The 16045-nt window shown below is 68.3% G+C and carries 13 protein-coding genes; 6 read left to right on the top strand and 7 right to left on the bottom strand.

The genetic code is table 11. The features are described from left to right. Window position 1: 1 nt before the first annotated feature. The 3 genes from mprF to KF871_RS02485 all read left to right on the top strand — a co-directional run bounded on the left by mprF (window position 2) and on the right by KF871_RS02485 (window position 4612). Window positions 2-2599, top strand: coding sequence for a bifunctional lysylphosphatidylglycerol flippase/synthetase MprF (gene mprF, locus KF871_RS02495; protein WP_291137819.1), 2598 nt, complete (start codon window positions 2-4; stop codon window positions 2597-2599). A 151-nt stretch (window positions 2600-2750) separates the two neighbouring features. Beyond that, window positions 2751-3104 (top strand): hypothetical protein, encoded by a 354-nt coding sequence (locus KF871_RS02490; RefSeq protein ID WP_291137816.1) that lies wholly within the window; start codon window positions 2751-2753, stop codon window positions 3102-3104. Continuing rightward, window positions 3101-4612, top strand: coding sequence for a Do family serine endopeptidase (locus tag KF871_RS02485; RefSeq protein WP_291137813.1), 1512 nt, complete (start codon window positions 3101-3103; stop codon window positions 4610-4612). Before KF871_RS02490 ends, KF871_RS02485 begins: the two co-directional genes overlap by 4 nt. 24 nt (window positions 4613-4636) lie before the next feature. Here the strand turns inward: KF871_RS02485 and KF871_RS02480 are convergent, their stop codons facing one another. The 4 genes from KF871_RS02480 to dctP form a co-directional block, all read right to left on the bottom strand. Beyond that, complete coding sequence (locus KF871_RS02480) at window positions 4637-5923, bottom strand: hydroxymethylglutaryl-CoA reductase, degradative (protein WP_291137810.1); 1287 nt, start codon at window positions 5921-5923, stop codon at window positions 4637-4639. Between the two features lie 27 nt (window positions 5924-5950). After that, on the bottom strand, window positions 5951-7267 hold the full coding sequence (locus KF871_RS02475; protein ID WP_291137807.1) for a TRAP transporter large permease subunit: 1317 nt from the start codon (window positions 7265-7267) through the stop codon (window positions 5951-5953). Then, the gene (locus KF871_RS02470) at window positions 7264-7782 is read right to left on the bottom strand and encodes a TRAP transporter small permease subunit (RefSeq protein WP_291137804.1); all 519 of its coding nucleotides are present in this window, start codon (window positions 7780-7782) and stop codon (window positions 7264-7266) included. Before KF871_RS02470 ends, KF871_RS02475 begins: the two co-directional genes overlap by 4 nt. 75 nt (window positions 7783-7857) lie before the next feature. Next, the gene (gene dctP, locus KF871_RS02465) at window positions 7858-8895 is read right to left on the bottom strand and encodes a TRAP transporter substrate-binding protein DctP (protein ID WP_291137801.1); all 1038 of its coding nucleotides are present in this window, start codon (window positions 8893-8895) and stop codon (window positions 7858-7860) included. Between the two features lie 189 nt (window positions 8896-9084). Here dctP and KF871_RS02460 point away from each other — a divergent pair, with 189 nt between their 5' ends. Then, window positions 9085-10470 carry a PLP-dependent aminotransferase family protein gene (locus tag KF871_RS02460; protein WP_291137799.1) on the top strand — a complete coding sequence of 462 codons (1386 nt, stop codon included), beginning with the start codon at window positions 9085-9087 and terminating at the stop codon, window positions 10468-10470. Between the two features lie 7 nt (window positions 10471-10477). Here the strand turns inward: KF871_RS02460 and KF871_RS02455 are convergent, their stop codons facing one another. Further along, window positions 10478-11092, bottom strand: coding sequence for an NAD(P)H-dependent oxidoreductase (locus tag KF871_RS02455; RefSeq protein ID WP_291137796.1), 615 nt, complete (start codon window positions 11090-11092; stop codon window positions 10478-10480). 100 nt (window positions 11093-11192) lie between these two features. Here KF871_RS02455 and KF871_RS02450 point away from each other — a divergent pair, with 100 nt between their 5' ends. Both KF871_RS02450 and KF871_RS02445 read left to right on the top strand, forming a co-directional pair. Beyond that, complete coding sequence (locus KF871_RS02450) at window positions 11193-12083, top strand: LysR family transcriptional regulator (RefSeq protein ID WP_291137793.1); 891 nt, start codon at window positions 11193-11195, stop codon at window positions 12081-12083. 127 nt (window positions 12084-12210) lie between these two features. Further along, window positions 12211-13167, top strand: coding sequence for an AraC family transcriptional regulator (locus KF871_RS02445; protein ID WP_291137790.1), 957 nt, complete (start codon window positions 12211-12213; stop codon window positions 13165-13167). Here KF871_RS02445 and KF871_RS02440 read toward each other — a convergent pair. Together KF871_RS02440 and KF871_RS02435 are read right to left on the bottom strand one after the other, a co-directional pair. Next, a complete protein-coding gene (locus tag KF871_RS02440) occupies window positions 13154-15388 on the bottom strand; it encodes a xanthine dehydrogenase family protein molybdopterin-binding subunit (protein ID WP_291137787.1) in 2235 nt (744 codons plus the stop codon). The genes KF871_RS02445 and KF871_RS02440 overlap by 14 nt on opposite strands. A gap of 14 nt (window positions 15389-15402) precedes the next feature. Then, the gene (locus KF871_RS02435) at window positions 15403-15876 is read right to left on the bottom strand and encodes a (2Fe-2S)-binding protein (protein ID WP_291137784.1); all 474 of its coding nucleotides are present in this window, start codon (window positions 15874-15876) and stop codon (window positions 15403-15405) included. Window positions 15877-16045 lie beyond the last annotated feature (169 nt).

The raw sequence follows: 16045 nt of genomic DNA, 5'->3' as shown, positions 1-16045 counted from the left end.
GATGAGCCCCGTCACCCCACCCTCCTTGCCGGCCCGATGGGCCGGACTGCCCTGGCGCTGGATCGCCAGCGCGGCAAGCCTGCTGTTGCTGGCGCTGGCACTGGCCTGGTTGCATCGCGCACTGGCGGGGGCGCACCTGCGCGACGTGGTGCAACAGCTGCGTGCGCTGCCACCACTGTCGTTGGGCCTGGCCCTGACCGCCACGGCCTGCAGCTATGCGGCACTGGTGGCCTACGACCTGATCGCGCTGCGCGTGATGCGCCGCGCGGTGCCCTGGCCGCACGCGGCCGCCACCGCGTTCATGGCCACCGCCCTGGGACACAACGTGGGGCTGTCGGTGCTCAGCGGCGGCGCGGTGCGCTTGCGGCTGTACGGCGCCTGGGGACTCAACCCCGGCGAGGTGGCCACGCTGTCGGGGCTGGTGGGTTTGTCCTTCGGCCTGGGCGTCACGCTGTGCGTGGGCCTGGCGCTGTGGCTGGAGCCCGCGTCCACGCTGCGAGCCGTTCACCTGGCGCCCGCCTGGGGTCACGTGGCCGGCGCCCTGCTGTGCGCGGTGCCACTGGGCGTGCTGGCCCGCGTGGCCTTCGGCGCACCCACACTGAGCCTGCGCGACTGGCAATTGCCGTTGCCATCGTTGCCGCAGGCAACGATGCAACTGGGGCTGTCGCTGATCGATCTGGCCTCGGCCTCGCTGGTGCTGTGGTGTCTGCTGCCCGACGGGGCCATCGCGTGGCTGCCCTTCCTCGGCATCTATCTGCTGGCCATGGTGGCGGGCATCGTGAGCCATGTGCCCGGCGGCATCGGTGTGTTCGAGGCGGTGCTGATCGCGGCACTGCCCCAGGTGCCGGCCCACCACCTGCTCGCCGCCAGCCTGGCGTACCGGGCCGTCTACTACCTGCTTCCCCTGGGCCTGGCCGCCTTGCTGGCATTGGGGCTGGTGCTGCGCGCCCACGCCACGCGCGCGCGGCAATGGCTGGCCTACACGCAACCGGTGGCGGCCTGGCTGGCGCCCTGGTTGAGCGCCACCCTGGCCTTTGCCGCTGGCGCGGTGCTGCTGCTGTCGGGCAGCCTGCCGGCCGACTCCTCGCGCCTGCACGCGCTGCGCGAAGTGGTGCCGCTGGCAGCCATCGAGTTCTCGCACCTGGCGGGCAGCCTGATCGGCCTGGCCTTGCTGATCCTCTCGCGCGCGCTGCTGCAACGCGTCGACGCCGCGCGGCGCCTGGCCATGGTCCTGTTGCTGGCCGGCGCCCTGGCGTCATTGACCAAGGGACTGGACGTGCCCGAGGCGGTGATTGCGGTGCTGGCCGCGGGCGTGCTCGCCGCGGGCAAAGCCGGCTTTCGGCGACAGTCACGCTGGCACCTGGCCAACGACTTGCAGGCCATGGGCCCCCAGGTGTGGCTGGGCGTGGGGGCGGTGGTGGTGGCCTCGGTCTGGCTCGGCCTGTTCAGCTTTCGACACGTTGAATACGCCAACGATCTGTGGTGGCAGTTTGCGTTGCGCGCCGATGCGCCGCGCTACCTGCGTGCCAGCCTGCTGGTGGCCGTGGCCTGCCTGGGCTTGCTGACCTGGCAGGCGGTGCGCCCGCGCGGCGCGGCGCCGCAACAGGTCGATGGCGGGCAGCTGCGCCTGGCGCAGACCCTGGTGGCCCAATGCCCGCGCACCGATGCCGCACTGGCCCTGCTGGGCGACAAGCGCCTGCTGTTCGACGACCACCAGCAGGCCATGCTGATGTACCAGGTGCAGGGCCGCAGCTGGATCGCCATGGGTGACCCGGTGGGCGAGGCCGAGGCCGGCGAGGCCCTGGCCTGGCGGCTGCGCGAAATGGCCGACCGGCACGGCGGGCGCGCGGTGTTCTACCAGGTCAGCGCTGATCGCCTGCCGCTCTACCTCGACATGGGCCTGAGCGCCATCAAGCTCGGCGAGGAGGCGGTGGTGCCCTTGTCAGGCTTCTCGCTCGAGGGCCCACGCCGCGCCCACCTGCGCCAGGCCCTGCGCCGGGCCGAGCGCGAGGGCCTGCAATTCGAGGTGATCGCGCCCGGGGAGGTCGAGGCACACATGGCGCAACTGCGCGAGGTCTCGGACCATTGGCTGCAGGGCAAGGCCACGCGCGAGAAGGGCTTCTCGCTCGGGCGTTTCGATGCCGACTACCTGCGCCACTTTCCGATCGCCCTGGTGCGCAAGGAAGGGCGCATCGTTGCCTTTGCCAACCTGTGGCCGGGCAATGGGCACGACGAGTTGTCCATCGACCTGATGCGCCATGACCCGCAGGCGGTGGGCGGGGTCATGGACGTCCTGTTCACCCAGGTGATGTTGTGGGGTGCCGCCAAGGGCTACCAAAGCTTCAGCCTGGGCATGGCGCCGCTGTCGGGCCTGGAGTCACACCCCCTGGCGCCGCTGTGGCACCGGCTGGGGACCACGCTGTACCGCTCCGGCGAGCACTTCTACAACTTCCAGGGGCTGCGCGCCTACAAGCAGAAGTTCGATCCTGAGTGGCAGCCGCGCTACCTGGCCTGCCCGGGTGGACTGGCCTTGCCCGGTGTGCTGCTCGATGTGGCCTCGCTGATTGCCGGAGGCTGGCGCGGCGTGCTCGCGCGCTGAGCGGGCCGGCGTTTGCACCGGCAGGTTTCAAACGAAACATGGCCGCGGCCAGCGGTAGCACGCAGGCCACATCGGGCGACCACCATGCGTCTCACACGCTGGAACCAAAACCCGGGCACGGTGCCCGGCACAACGCCAGCCGGAGAACGCAATGAACGAAATGCAAGCGTCCATGGTGGGCATCGACTCCCTGATCCACGCCACCGGCCACGCCGTTCCCCACCCGATCGTCAACACCAGCGCCGACGTCCAGGCCCTGCGCGATGACGTGCGCGAAGCCATCGTGGCGATCTATTGCGACCACGACGACCAGGCCGCGCGCCGCATCGGCCACGCACGCTGGTTGCTGCGCGAGGGGGCTTCCGAAGGCACGGTGTCGTCGATGCACATCGAGGAGGCGGCATTTCACCTGCGCCAGCACCACCCCTGGGAGGCGCTGAGCGCATTGCGACAGGCCGGCGACGCCTTGCTGATGGTCCAGCTCGACAAAGGAGAACCCTCATGAACATCGACACCGAAACCCCTCCCGAGCGCAACGCGCCTTCGTCGAACTGGAAGCTGCTGCCCCTGATCGGCGCCATGGTGGTGTCCGGCGCGGTGGGCGGCTGGAGCACCCAGTGGTTCCACGACCGACAGGCCGCTCACACTTCGGGCCCCACCCCTGCGGTCGCTGCCGCGGCCAGTGCCCACACTGCACCCGTGCTGGCCACCGCCACGCCCGACTTCTCGTCCATTGCACAGGCGCATGGCGACGCGGTCGTCAACATCGCGGTCAGCGGCATGCGCAAGGTGCGCATGAATGAAGGCGACGGCAACCCCTTTGAGGGCTTGCCGTTCGGCTTCGGCCCGTTCGGGCAACAACAACAGGCGCCCAAGCTGGTGCGGGGACAGGGATCCGGCTTCATCGTCGACAGCGACGGTGTGATCCTGACCAACGCCCACGTGGTGGAAGGCGCCAACCGCGTCACCGTCAAACTGCGCGACCGGCGCGAGTACTCGGCCAAGGTGGTGGGCGTGGACCCGACCACCGACGTGGCGGTGCTCAAGATCGACGCCAAGGGACTGCCCGTGGTGCCGCTGGGCAGCGAGCAGCAGCTCAAGGTGGGCGAGTGGGTGCTGGCGATTGGTTCGCCGTATGGCTTCGAGAACACCGCCACCGCCGGCGTCGTGAGCGCCAAGGGCCGCAGCCTGCCGGACGAAAGCGCCGTGCCCTTCATCCAGACCGACGTGGCCATCAACCCCGGCAACTCCGGCGGGCCGCTGTTCAACGCCAAGGGACAAGTCGTGGGCATCAACTCGCAGATCTACAGCCAGACCGGCGGCTACCAGGGCCTGGCGTTTGCCATCCCGATCGACGTGGCCATGAAGGTCAAGGACCAGATCCTGCGCACCGGGCACGCCGAGCACGCGCACCTGGGTGTGTCGGCGCAGGAAGTCGATCAGGCACTGGCCGAGTCCTTTGGCCTCAAGAGTCCACGCGGCGCATTGATCGCCGAAGTCGAGTCCGACAGCCCGGCGCAAAAGGCCGGTCTGCGGCCCGGCGACGTGGTCCTCAAGGTCAACGGGCGCGACATCGACCGCGTGGCCGATCTGCCACTGGCCATCGGCGAGGCCAAGCCGGGCGACAAGGTCGACATTGCGTACTGGCGCGACCACCACGACGGTGAGACTTCGGCCAAGCTGAGCGGCGCGCAGGACGCCTCGACCCAGAACGTCGACAAGGGCGCCGGCAATGCAGAAGGGGTCAAACTCGGTCTGGCGCTGCGCCCGCTGTCACCCGACGAGCGCGAGGCCACTGGCCAGCGTCGCGGCCTGGTGATCGAAGGTGTCAGTGGTCCGGCCGAAATCGCGGGCGTGCAACCGGGCGACATCCTGATGGGCGTCAACGGCAAGCCCGTGACCAGCGCCGACGAGGTGCGGGCCGCGGTCAAGGACCTCAAAGGCAAAGGCACCGTCGCCCTGCAGCTGCGGCGCGAGGACGCGGTGCTGTTCGTGCCGGTGAAGGTGGGCTGAGCGCGCCGACGGCGCAGCGGCCGCTCAGGCCGCTGCGCCCGCGCGCAACTTCGTCAGTTCGGCCTCGGCCACATCCAGGCGCACCGTGCCGCGCTCGACCAGAACGCGCGCCACCTGTTCGATCTCGGCGCCGACGGCGCCAGCCATCATCGCGATGTTTTGCGAATGCAGGGCCATGTGGCCCTTTTGAATGCCGGTGGTGGCCAACGCCTTCATGGCCGAGAAGTTCTGCGCCAGCCCGACCGCTGCGATCACCCGCGCGAGCGCCTGTGCCGACTGCACACCGAGCACCTTCAGCGACAGCCGTGCGGTGGGGTGCAGCTTGGTGGCGCCGCCGACCAGCCCGACCGCCATCGGCAGCTCGATGCTGCCGGCCAGATCGCCACTGGCCGTCACCTCCCAATGTGTGAGGCTTGCGTAGCGACCGCCTCGCGCCGCGTAGGCGTGTGCACCCGCTTCCACGGCGCGGGTGTCATTACCAGTGGCCAGCACGACGGCGCTGATGCCGTTCATGATGCCCTTGTTGTGGGTCGCCGCCCGATAGGGGTCGGCGTCGGCAAAGTGGTAGGCCGAGACCATGGCGTCGCGCACCGCGTCGCCCCCGATGGCGGCCACCGGCCAGACGCAGCGCGCGCGCGCCAGGCGCCGGTCGGCGAGGTTGGACAGGATGCGCAGGTTGGTTTGGCCGCCGGTCCAGCGCGCGATCTCGGGCGCCAGGCGTTCGGCCATGGTGTTGACCGCGTTGGCGCCCATCGCGTCGCGCGTGTCGACCACGATGTGCGTGATGACCATGGTGCCGCCCCGGGTCTCGAGCACGCGCACCTCCAGGTCGCGAAAGCCACCACCCAGCTTGACCAGCACCGGGTCACAGGCGTCACAAAGGGCCTGCACCTCGTCGCGCCGCTCCAGGATGCGCACCCGGGCCTGGTAGGGGTCTGCCACGTTCGACAGCTGGATCTGCGCAATCATCAGCGTGCCCGACATCGAGGTCGTGAAGCCGCCTGCGTCGTAGCACTGCCGTGCGGCATTGCAGACCGCAGCCACCACGGACGATTCTTCGGTGGCCATGGGGATCAGACGGTCGCGTCCGTCGATGCGCATGTTGGTGGCCATGCCCAGTGGCACGTTCATCGTGCCCACCACGTTTTCGATCAGGTGATCGGCCAGGTCGGGCGCGAGGTTGCCGGTGTTGCCCAACAGGGCGCAATCGCTCGCATCGAGATCGGCAAAACGGGCCAGCGCATCGATGCGATCGGCGATCGACAGTTTGTGGAAGCCGGCGATGCGGCTGCTCGGTTCGGTGGTGCTCATGACAAAGTCCGAAGTGGTTGAAGGCGGTCAGCGCGCAGCCATCAGGCGCGGCAGGTAGGTGATGAGGTCCGGCAGCGCTGCGCAGATCAGCAGGCCGATGAACTGAAGCAGGAAGAATGGGAGCACGCCGCGGTAGACCTGCCCCATGTGGATGCGCGCCGGCAGCGTGCCCTTGATGTAGAACAACGTGTAGCCAAAGGGCGGGCTGATGTAGCCCATCTGGATGGTGATGGCGTAGAGCACGCCGAACCAGATCTCGTCGAAGCCCAGCAGGCGCACGATCGGCAGGAAGACCGGCACCGTGAGCAAGATGATGCCCAGCTCGTCGAGCACGGTGCCGAGGAACACCAGCAACAGCATCATGGCCGCCAGCACCACCCAGCGATTGACATCCAGGCCCTGGATGAAATTGAGCAAGGTGTCGGCGCCACCCAGGCCGGTGAAGATGGCCACGTAGGCCTTGGCACCCAGCGTGATCCACAGAATCATCGACGTCGCCTTCAACGCGTCGATGCCCGCTTCCTGCAACATGGCTCGCCGCAGACGGCCCTTGAGGGCGGCGGGCACCATGGCACCAGCCACGCCCACCGCGGCCGACTCGGTCGGCGTGGCGACGCCGAAGAAGATCGAGCCAAGGATCAGGACGATCAGCATCGATGGGAACACCAGCGCCTTGAGCGCGCGCACCTTCTCTGTGGTGCTCGCACCCTGTGCCCGGTCATCGAGCGGCACCCATTCAGGCTTGAGCCAGCCGACCACCACGATGTAGCCGATGTAGAGGGTTGCCAGGATGAGGCCGGGGATCAGACCGGCGATCAGCATCTGGCCAATGGACACCTGCGCGGTGACGGCGTAGACGATGGTCAGCACCGAAGGCGGAATGAGGATGCCCAGCGTGCCCGAGGCGCAGATGGTGCCGAGCGCGAGTTCGGGCCGGTAGCCGCGGCGCAGCATCTCCGGCAGGGCCAGGATGCCCATGGCCGTGACGGCCGCGCCGACCACGCCGGTCATGGCCGCCATCACCACGCAGATGATCACCGTGCCAATGGCCAGACCACCGCGCACGCGACCGAACCACATCTCCATGGCGCGGTAGAGGTCTTCGATCACGCCCGAGCGCTGCAGGATGCAGGCCATCAGGATGAACAGCGGAATGGCCAGCAGCGCCTCCGACTTCATCGTGTCGAAGATCTGCAGCACCAGCACGATCACCGCGTTGGGCTCCCACAGCGTGACGGTGAACAGCAGGGACAAGCCGCCCAGCACAAAGGCAATCGGCAGGCCACTCAACATGAACAGCGTGAGGCTGCCGAACATCAGCAGCAGGATCAGATTGGGGCTCATGCCGACTCCGTCGCCGTCGGCGCTTCGTGGAACCAGGTGCGCACGAACTCCACCAGCGCCTGCAACAACATGAGCGCCAGTGCCAACGGCACCGTTGCCTTGATGGGCCACACCGGCGGGTTCCAGGCCGAGAAGCTGGTCTCCCGGTAGCTCCAGGCGCTCCAGGCGGCCGGCACGCTGTGCAACAGCAGGATCGCGCAGAACAGCACGATCACCGGGTAGTTCACCAGGTCAAGGCGGCGCAGCCACACCGGGCTCAGGCGCTGCCGCACCAGATCCAGCGCGACGTGACCCTTGAGGTGCAGCAGGTAGGGCCCACCCAGCAGGAAGTAGGGGCCGAACAGCATCACCGCCAGCTCCATGCCCCAGACGGTGGGCGCGTTGAACACATAACGCGCCACCACCTCGAACAACATGACGGGGACGACGATCGCCATCAGCCACACCACCAGCATGAACAGGCGGCGGTTGAGCGCAGTGATCGCCGACGTGGCGACAGACAGCCAGACGGGCATGCCTTGCTCCTCAGAAAACAGACGGTGGCCCGGGGTGCCGCTGGCGCGCACCACGGGCAAAGGGCGGCAGCCCGATCAGCCCAGCAGGCCGAGTTCCTTCATGAACGCCACCTGGCTGTCCAGGATGCGCGTGGCCAGTGCATCGCCCTTGGTGGCGGTGCGCCAGGCTTCCATCGCCTTGGGCCGCGCCGCGGCCACGTCGGCCGGGCTGAAGCGGATGATTTCGCAACCCTTGGCGGCGTACTTCGACAGCACGGTGGCGTCGTTGACCAGGATGTGCTGGCGCAGGGCCGACGACACCTCGCGCGCCGCCAATGCCAGCGCCGCCTTGTACTCGGCCGGCAGCCGATCGTGCGCGCCGCGGTTGGCCACATAGGCGGTGGCCGTCGTGGGCTGGTGAAAGCCCGGCACCACCACGTACTTGGCCACCTCGGCCAGGCCCGCTTCGAAGTTTGCCGTCAGGTCGCCACGGTCGGCCATGTCGATCACGCCCTTGTCCAGCGCGGAGTACACCTCCCCCGTGGGCAACGGCGTCACCGACACACCCATGGCGCCCATGACGGCCGAGGCCAGGCCGACGAAGCGCCCTTTCTTGCCACTGAGGTCGGCGATCTTGCGGATCGGCACCTTCGAGTGCAGCGGCTCCTGCCCATACACCGTGGGTGCGATGTAGTGCAGACCGGCGGGTGCGTAGGCCTGACGCACCATGTCGAGGCCACCGCGCTCGTAGAACCAGGCTTCGTACTCGTCGCTCTCGGCAAAACCGAAGGGGATGGTGCTGGTGAAGGCAAACGCCGGAATCTTGCCGGCCTCGTAGCCGTCGAAGGTCTTCATCATCTCGAAGGCACCACCACGTACCGCATCGAATGCCTGCGCGGCCGGCACGATCTGCCCGGCCGAGAACAGGTTGATCTTGAACTTGCCACCGGTAAGTTCGGCCACCCGGGCGACGAAGCGCTCCTCGTATTTCTGTGGGGTGGTCCCGCCGTCCCAGAGCGCCTGCATGCGCCAGGTCACAGCGGCAGACTGGGCGTGCACCGCCAGAGGTGCGGCCGCAGTAGCGGCGAGAGCGGACTTGAGCAGACCGCGACGTTGGATCGCTTGAGGCTTCATGGTTTGTCTCCAATGGCTTGTGGTTGTCGGTTCGCCGCACCTTGTGCGAGCTGAACGAGGCGCAGTGCTGCGCTCGCGAAAAGTCTATGGACAGTGACCGCCACCCATGGGTACAGTTTGGACACAGATGAACAAACTGTACCCATTGCGCAATGGGCACAGTCCCCACAGGGAAACCGAGGAACGCCCATGGATCCGCAAGGCAGCACCAAGGCCGAGTCGCTCACGCTGCGGTTGATGCAGGCCATCGATCAGGGCGGCATGACCGCCGGCAGCCGCCTGCGTTCGGTGCGCGACGCCGCCACCAAGGAGGGCGTGGGCGTCAACACCGTCGTCGAGGCCTACAACCGACTGGTGGCCCGGGGCTATGCCGAGTCGCGGCCCGGTTCGGGCTTTTATGTGCGGCGTGTGGCGCGCTCGCGCGCGGCTGCGCCGGCTTCGCACGTCAGCGAGGCCGTCGACGTTGTCTCGCTCTTGCGCGAACAACTGGAGCAGCACTACGAAGTGCGCGTGGGCGATGGACGCCCGCCGGCTTCGTGGATGGAGGGGGCCGACCTCACGCGGCACCTTCGGCTCACCCGCAGCGGCGAAGCCAGCGAACACGGCTATGGATCGCCCTGGGGTTACCTGCCGTTGCGCGAGACGGTGGCTCGCCTGCTCAACGAGCGTGCCATCCATGTGCAGACACCTCAGGTGTTGCTCACCCAGGGCGCCAACCACGCGCTCGATCTCATCGTGCGCCACCTGCTCGACGCCGGCGACACCGTATTGGTTGACTCGCCGGGCTACTACCCGCTGTTTGGCAAGCTCAAGCTGGCCAAGATCGAGATGGCCGGTGTGCCGCGCCTGGCAGACGGGCCCGACCTTGACGCCATGGCCCGGCTGATGCAAAGCCTGCGGCCACGCGTGTTCTTCACGCAGTCACTGGCCCACAACCCCACGGGTGGCTCCATCAGCCTGCCCAAAGCCCACAAGCTGCTGCAACTTGCCGCCGAGCACGACTGCCTGGTGGTCGAAGACGACCCGTTTGCCGACCTGCAGCCGGCGTCCGCGCCGCGACTGGCGGCGCTGGACCAGCTCGATCGGGTGATCTACGTGAGCAGCTTCTCCAAGACCTTGTCGGCCAGCCTGCGGGTGGGCTACATCGCGGGCGCGGCCCACCATGTCGGTGCGTTGTGCGATCTCAAGATGGTGACGGTGGTGTCCACCTCCGACATCGTGGAGCGCGTAGTCCACCAGTTCATCACCACCGGCCAGTATCGGCGCCACATCAACCGGCTCAAGGCACGCCTGGCAGAGGCCTATCCGCCGGCCTTGCGGGCACTGACCCGTGCCGGGGCGCCAGCGCAGGCCGCCGACCCCGCGGGCTACTACCTGTGGGTGCGGCTGCCCCCCGGCCTGAGCGAGCGAAACCTGGCGCGCCAGGCCGCGGCGGCCGGGATCTTTCTGGCGCCCGGCGCTGTCTTTCACCCGGAACGCCGCTCCGACGAACCGGCAATCCGGGTGCACGTGGCCTATGCCACCGACCCGCGATTCATTCGCTTCCTCGCGGCCGCCATCAAGGGCGCCCGCTGAGGCGGGGTCAGGCCGCCACTTCGTCGAACAGGGCGTCGATCTGCGCTTCGGCTGCTTGCAGGCTGTCACGGCGCGCGTCGTCGCCCAGGGCCAGACCTTCGGCGTGCACGAACTGCAGGTCGGTCATGCCGAGAAAGCCCAGCACGTTGCGCACATAGGGCGTCTGGGTGTCGTGCGGCTGGTCGCGGTAGTGGCCGCCGCGCGTGGTGATCACGTACACGCGCTTGCCCTTGATCAAACCTTCGGGGCCTTGCGCGGTGTATCGAAAGCTCACGCCGGCGCGGGCCACCTGGTCGATCCAGGCCTTTAGCGTGGAGGGCACGCCGAAGTTGTAGAGCGGCAGGCCGATCACGATGTCATCGGCGGCTTTCAGTTCGGCAATGAGCGCATCGGACTCGGCCACCAGCGCCTGTTGCTCGGCGCTGCGTTGATCGGCCGGTGTGGAGAAGGCGGCCACGCGGGCCATGTCCAGGTGGGCAATGGGTTGTCGGGCCAGGTCGCGTTCGACCACCTGGCCATTGGGGTTGGCGGTGCGCCAGTTGGCGACGTAGCGATCGATGAGTTGGTTGGACTGGCCGCTGCCAAGCAGCAGGCTGGAGCGGATGACGAGCAGGGATTGCATGGCGGTTCCTTTCGGTGAATGCCTGCATTGCAGCATTCGATAAATCGATCGAATAGCGCAAACTTTTGCTGGTTTTCATCGAACGAATCGATAATCTGCCATGGCCAGACCCCATGTCACCCTCGACCAATGGGCCGCCCTGGTGGCGGTCGTTCAGGCGGGCACCCACGCCCGCGCGGCCGAGCAACTGCACCGCAGCCAGTCCTCGGTGACCTATGCGGTGCAGCAGATCGAGTCGCTGCTTGGTGTGAAGGCCTTCGAGCTGCAGGGGCGCAAGGCGGTGCTCACGGCTGCCGGACAGCAGCTGTACCGGCGCGCGCGCTTTCTGGTGGAAGAGGCGCTGGCCATCGAGACGGCGAGCGCGCGCCTGTCGCTGGGCTGGGAGGCCGAGCTGCGGCTTGCGGTGGAAGTGGTGTACCCGCACCAGCGGCTGTTCGATTGCCTTGCACGGTTCAGCGAAGAGGCGCCGCACACCCGCATCGAAGTGGTGGAGGCGGTGCTGGGGCACCGCACGTCGCTGCTGGAGCAGCGCGCCATTGACCTGGCGATCTACGGCACCACCCCGTCCGGCTATGAAGGCGAGCGACTGATGCAGGTGTGTTTCCGGCTGGTGGCGCACCCGGACCACCCACTGCACCAGCTGGGCCGCCCCATCACTGCGCGCGACCTGCGCCAGCATCGGCACCTGGTGGTGCGCGAAAGCAGCCCCGAGCGCAGCAGCGAGCCTTCGATGCAGGTGCCCCAGCGCTGGACGGTGGGGCACTTGTCCACCTCGATCGAAGCGGTGCGTCGGGGCTACGGGTTTGCCTGGCTGCCCGAGGAACACATTCAGGAAGAGCTGCGCAGCGGCCAGCTCAAACCCGTGCCGATGCGCCGCGGCGGCGAGCGCTTTGCGGACCTCTACCTGGTGTTCGCCGACCGCGACAACGCCGGGCCGGGCGCCCGGCGGCTGGCACAGCTGCTGGCCGAGAACGCGCACGGCCAGGCCTGAGTGGCTTGCCCAAAACGCCGGCAGGCATGCCGGATGGTCCGGAACATGGCGCGCAAAACCCCCCATTCGCCACAGGGTCACCCTGCTGGGCGATCATTCCGGCTCCTCCGCCGCACTTGCCCAATCCGTGTCCCACACCCACGACGCCCTGAGCGAGATCAACGCCGTCATCGCCCGCTCCACCGAGTCGGACGGCCTGACGCCGACCGCCGTTGACCACCTGTTCTTTGCCCGCCAGAGCTCGCCGTCGCTGCCCATGCACATGGCGCAGTGGCCCTGTTTTGCGCTGGTGACGCAGGGCACGAAGCGGCTGACACTGGGCGATGAAGTGTTTCACTACGGCGCGGGCGACTGCCTCGTCGTGACGCTGGACCTGCCGGTGGTCTCGTGCATCGTCGAGGCCACGCCCGAGCGCCCCAAGCTCAGCCTGGGCATGGCCATCGACAGCATGCGGCTGCAGGAGGTGCTCGAGCGCGTAAGCCTGCCCCCGGAGGTGATGCGGGGCGACCCCCTGCGCGGCGTCGCAGTGCACAAGGCACCGGGCGAACTGGTGGACGCCATCCTGCGTCTGGTGCGCTTGCTCGAGCGCCCGCATGACATTGCGGCGCTGGCACCGCTGATCGAGCAGGAGATCCTGTACCGGCTGCTGACCGGGCCGCACGGGCCGACGCTGCTGCGCATCGCGGCGGCCAACAGCCCGGGCAACAAGATCGCGCGCGCGGTGGGCTGGTTGCGGCAGAACTTTGCGCAGCCGCTGCGCATCGACGCCCTGGCCAGCCAGGTCGGCATGAGCACCTCGTCGCTGCACCACCACTTCAACCTGATGACGGCCATGTCGCCATTGCAATACCAGAAGCGGCTGCGCCTGCAGGAGGCGCGCCGGCTGATGCTGGTGGACGGACTCGACGTGGGCAGCGCCGCGTTTCGCGTGGGCTATCAAAGCCCCTCGCAGTTCAGCCGCGAGTACAGCCGCCAGTTCGGCCTGTCGCCCTTGCGCGATCGCGAGAACGCGCGCGGCGGCACCGGCCTGGGCTATGTGTCCCTGACCGATGCGCCTGCGCGCGACCTGATCACGCCAGCTTGAACGGCAGCTCGCGCAGCGGCTTGCCGGTGAGCTGGGCGACTGCGTTGGCAAAGGCCGGTGCCAGCGGTGGCAGGCCGGGCTCACCCATGCCGGTGGGCGGATCGGCACTGGGCACGATGTGCACCGCGATCTGCGGCATCTCGGTGATGCGCGCCACGCGGTAGTCGCCAAAGTTGCTCTGCTCGACCACGCCGTCCTTGAGCGTGATGGCCGCGCCCGGCAGGCACATGCCCAGGCCCATGAGGGCCGCACCCTGCACCTGCGCCTCGACCGTACGCGGGTTCACCGCCAGGTTGCAGTGCACCCCGGCCGTGACCTGGTGCAGCACGGCCTGGCCGTCTTTCACCGAGGCCTGGACCACGTAGGCCACCACCGACTCGAAGCTTTCATGCACCGCCACGCCATAGGCGTGCCCGGCCGGCAGCTTCTTGTGCGCGTAGCCGCTCTTGTCCACCGCCAGTTGCAGCGCCGCGCGGTGGCGCGGGTGCTTGTCGCCGAACTGCGCCATGCGGTAGGCGACCGGATCCTGCCCGGTGGCGCGCGCGATCTGGTCGACCAGCGTCTCCATGACGAACGCGGTGTGGGTGGAGCCCACGCTGCGCCACCACAGCACCGGCACGTTCACCTTGGGGTGGTGTACCGTCAGCCGCATCGGGAAGGGGTAGGGCTCGCGCATGCCTTCGACCGCCGTGCCGTCGATGCCGTTCTTGACCATCATGGGCTCGAAGGGCGTGCCCGACAGGATGGACTGACCCACGATGACGTGGTCCCAGGCCAGCACCTTGCCCTGGTCGTCGAAGCCGATGCTGGCGCGGTGCAGGTGCATCGGGCGGTAGTAGCCGCCATGGATGTCGTCCTCGCGGCTCCACAGGGTGCGGATCGGCACCTGCAGGCCGGCCGCGCGTGCCGCCTTGGCGATCGTGCAGGCTTCCACCACGTAGTCGCTGGTGGCAATAGCGCGGCGACCGAAGCCGCCACCCGCGGCCTGCACCACCACCTTCACCTGCTCGGGCTTGAGGCCCAGCGTGCGCGCAGCGGCCATGCCGTCCAGGCCCGGCATCTGCGAGCCCACCCACAGCGTCGCCGCGTCGCCGGTGAAGCCGACGGTGCAGTTGAGCGGCTCCATCGGCGCGTGCGCCAGGTAGGGGAACACGAACTCGGCGTCGATGCGCTTGGACGCGCCAGCCAGCGGCCCCATGTCGGCGTCGAACTGTTTGGCACCCGGCGTTGCCGCCATCTCGCGGTACTGGGTCAGCAGCTTGTCGCTGTCGACCTTGTCGACCGCGTCGGTGGCCCAGCCCAGCTTGAGTGCGTCGCGCCCCGTCTTGGCCGGCCAGTAGCCGTCGGCGATCACCACCACGCCTTCGGCGCCACGGTCCAGCGGCACACGCAGCACCGCCTTGACGCCCTTCACCGCGCGCGCGGCGCTGTCGTCAACGCTGCTCAGCTTGGCGCCGAACACCGGCGGGCGCGCCACCACGGCGGTGAGCTGGCCAGGCTGGCGCACGTCGATGCCGAAGGCCTGCTGGCCGCTGCTCTTGGCGCGCGCATCCAGCCGCGTCGTGGCGCGGCCGATCAGGCGAAAGGTCTTGGGGTCCTTGAGCACCACCGCTTCGGGCACCGGGCCTTGCATGGCGGCGTCGGCCAGCTCGCCATAGCCCAGGCGCTTGCCACCGGGACCGATGACCTGGCCGGCCTCGGTGCGCAACGAGGCCACGTCAACCTTCCAGCGCCCGGCCGCAGCGGCCAGCAGCATGGCGCGCGTGCGCGCACCCAGCTCGCGGTACTGCATGAAGCTGTTCTTGATGGAGTTGGAGCCACCCGTGATGTGCAGGCCCCACAAGGGGTCGGCATAGGCCATGTCGTTGGTGCCGAGTTGCGACTTCACGCGCGCCCAGTCGGCGTCCAGCTCCTCGGCCAGGATCATCGGCAGCGCGGTCTGCACGCCTTGGCCGAACTCGAGCCGGTTGACCGTCACGGTGACGGTACCGTCGCGCGCAATGGCCACAAAAGCGGCCGGTTGCTGCGTGGGCTTGAGGCCGGCGGCCGGCTTGTCTTGTGCGAGCACGCCGGCCGGGTAGACGCCGAGCGCAAAGCCGCTGGCCACCGCCAGTTTGAGAAAGCCCCGACGGGGCAGTTCGGCCACGCCAGGTTGGCGCCCTTCGTGGCGTGCGATCAGGTGCTGCAGCGCGCGGGGCAGTTCGTGGATGTGCTGGTTCATGGTACCCCCTGTGCTCATACGATGGCGCGCGCGGCGTCGGCCACCGCGGCGCGGATACGGTCGTAGGTGCCACAGCGGCAGATGTTGCCGGCCATGGCCGCGTCGATGTCGGCCGCGCTCGGGCGCGTGCCTTTGGGCAGGGATTTGAGGAAGGCGGTGGCGCTCATGATCTGGCCACTCTGGCAATAGCCACATTGCGCCACATCGTGTTTGACCCAGGCGTCGCGCACGGCACGCCCAATCGGGTCCTTGCCATCGGTGACGGCCTCGATGGTGGTGATGGCGCGGCCTTCGACGCTGCCGATCGGCGTGACGCAGGACCGGATGGCCTGGCCGTCCAGGTGCACGGTGCAGGCGCCGCACTGCGCCGCGCCGCAGCCGAACTTGGTGCCGCTCAGGCCCAGCGTGTCGCGCAGTGCCCAGAGCACGGGGGTGCCGGGGTCCACGTCGAGCGCGTGGTCGCGGCCATTGACTTGCAGTCGGGTCATGGGGGTCTCCCGGAAACAGATAGGTGGATATGCACGATCCAGCCATGCGCGCACGGCCAGTGGGCACGGAGTGTTCCTGTTTCACAGGGTCGGGCGTTAGCCCGATGCTGCGAATTGCTTGCCCGATCCTCCAGCGCAGACGTCCACACACCCGGTCCGACCCTCCTGC

The sequence above is a fragment of the Hydrogenophaga sp. genome (genome assembly GCF_019635465.1).
GTDB lineage: Bacteria > Pseudomonadota > Gammaproteobacteria > Burkholderiales > Burkholderiaceae_C > Hydrogenophaga.
The sequence above is the reverse complement of the archived record's forward strand: the minus strand, read 5'-3'. Positions and strand labels throughout refer to the sequence as shown.

What these genes read in the sequence shown, in the direction of transcription:
- KF871_RS02480 (WP_291137810.1), bottom strand. Translation starts at nt 5,923, where the DNA reads ATGAGCACCACCGAACCGAGCAGCCGCATCGCCGGCTTCCACAAACTG.
- mprF (WP_291137819.1), top strand. Translation starts at nt 2, where the DNA reads ATGAGCCCCGTCACCCCACCCTCCTTGCCGGCCCGATGGGCCGGACTG.
- KF871_RS02460 (WP_291137799.1), top strand. Translation starts at nt 9,085, where the DNA reads ATGGATCCGCAAGGCAGCACCAAGGCCGAGTCGCTCACGCTGCGGTTG.
- KF871_RS02435 (WP_291137784.1), bottom strand. Translation starts at nt 15,876, where the DNA reads ATGACCCGACTGCAAGTCAATGGCCGCGACCACGCGCTCGACGTGGAC.
- KF871_RS02450 (WP_291137793.1), top strand. Translation starts at nt 11,193, where the DNA reads ATGGCCAGACCCCATGTCACCCTCGACCAATGGGCCGCCCTGGTGGCG.
- dctP (WP_291137801.1), bottom strand. Translation starts at nt 8,895, where the DNA reads ATGAAGCCTCAAGCGATCCAACGTCGCGGTCTGCTCAAGTCCGCTCTC.
- KF871_RS02440 (WP_291137787.1), bottom strand. Translation starts at nt 15,388, where the DNA reads ATGAACCAGCACATCCACGAACTGCCCCGCGCGCTGCAGCACCTGATC.
- KF871_RS02485 (WP_291137813.1), top strand. Translation starts at nt 3,101, where the DNA reads ATGAACATCGACACCGAAACCCCTCCCGAGCGCAACGCGCCTTCGTCG.
- KF871_RS02470 (WP_291137804.1), bottom strand. Translation starts at nt 7,782, where the DNA reads ATGCCCGTCTGGCTGTCTGTCGCCACGTCGGCGATCACTGCGCTCAAC.
- KF871_RS02455 (WP_291137796.1), bottom strand. Translation starts at nt 11,092, where the DNA reads ATGCAATCCCTGCTCGTCATCCGCTCCAGCCTGCTGCTTGGCAGCGGC.
- KF871_RS02490 (WP_291137816.1), top strand. Translation starts at nt 2,751, where the DNA reads ATGAACGAAATGCAAGCGTCCATGGTGGGCATCGACTCCCTGATCCAC.
- KF871_RS02475 (WP_291137807.1), bottom strand. Translation starts at nt 7,267, where the DNA reads ATGAGCCCCAATCTGATCCTGCTGCTGATGTTCGGCAGCCTCACGCTG.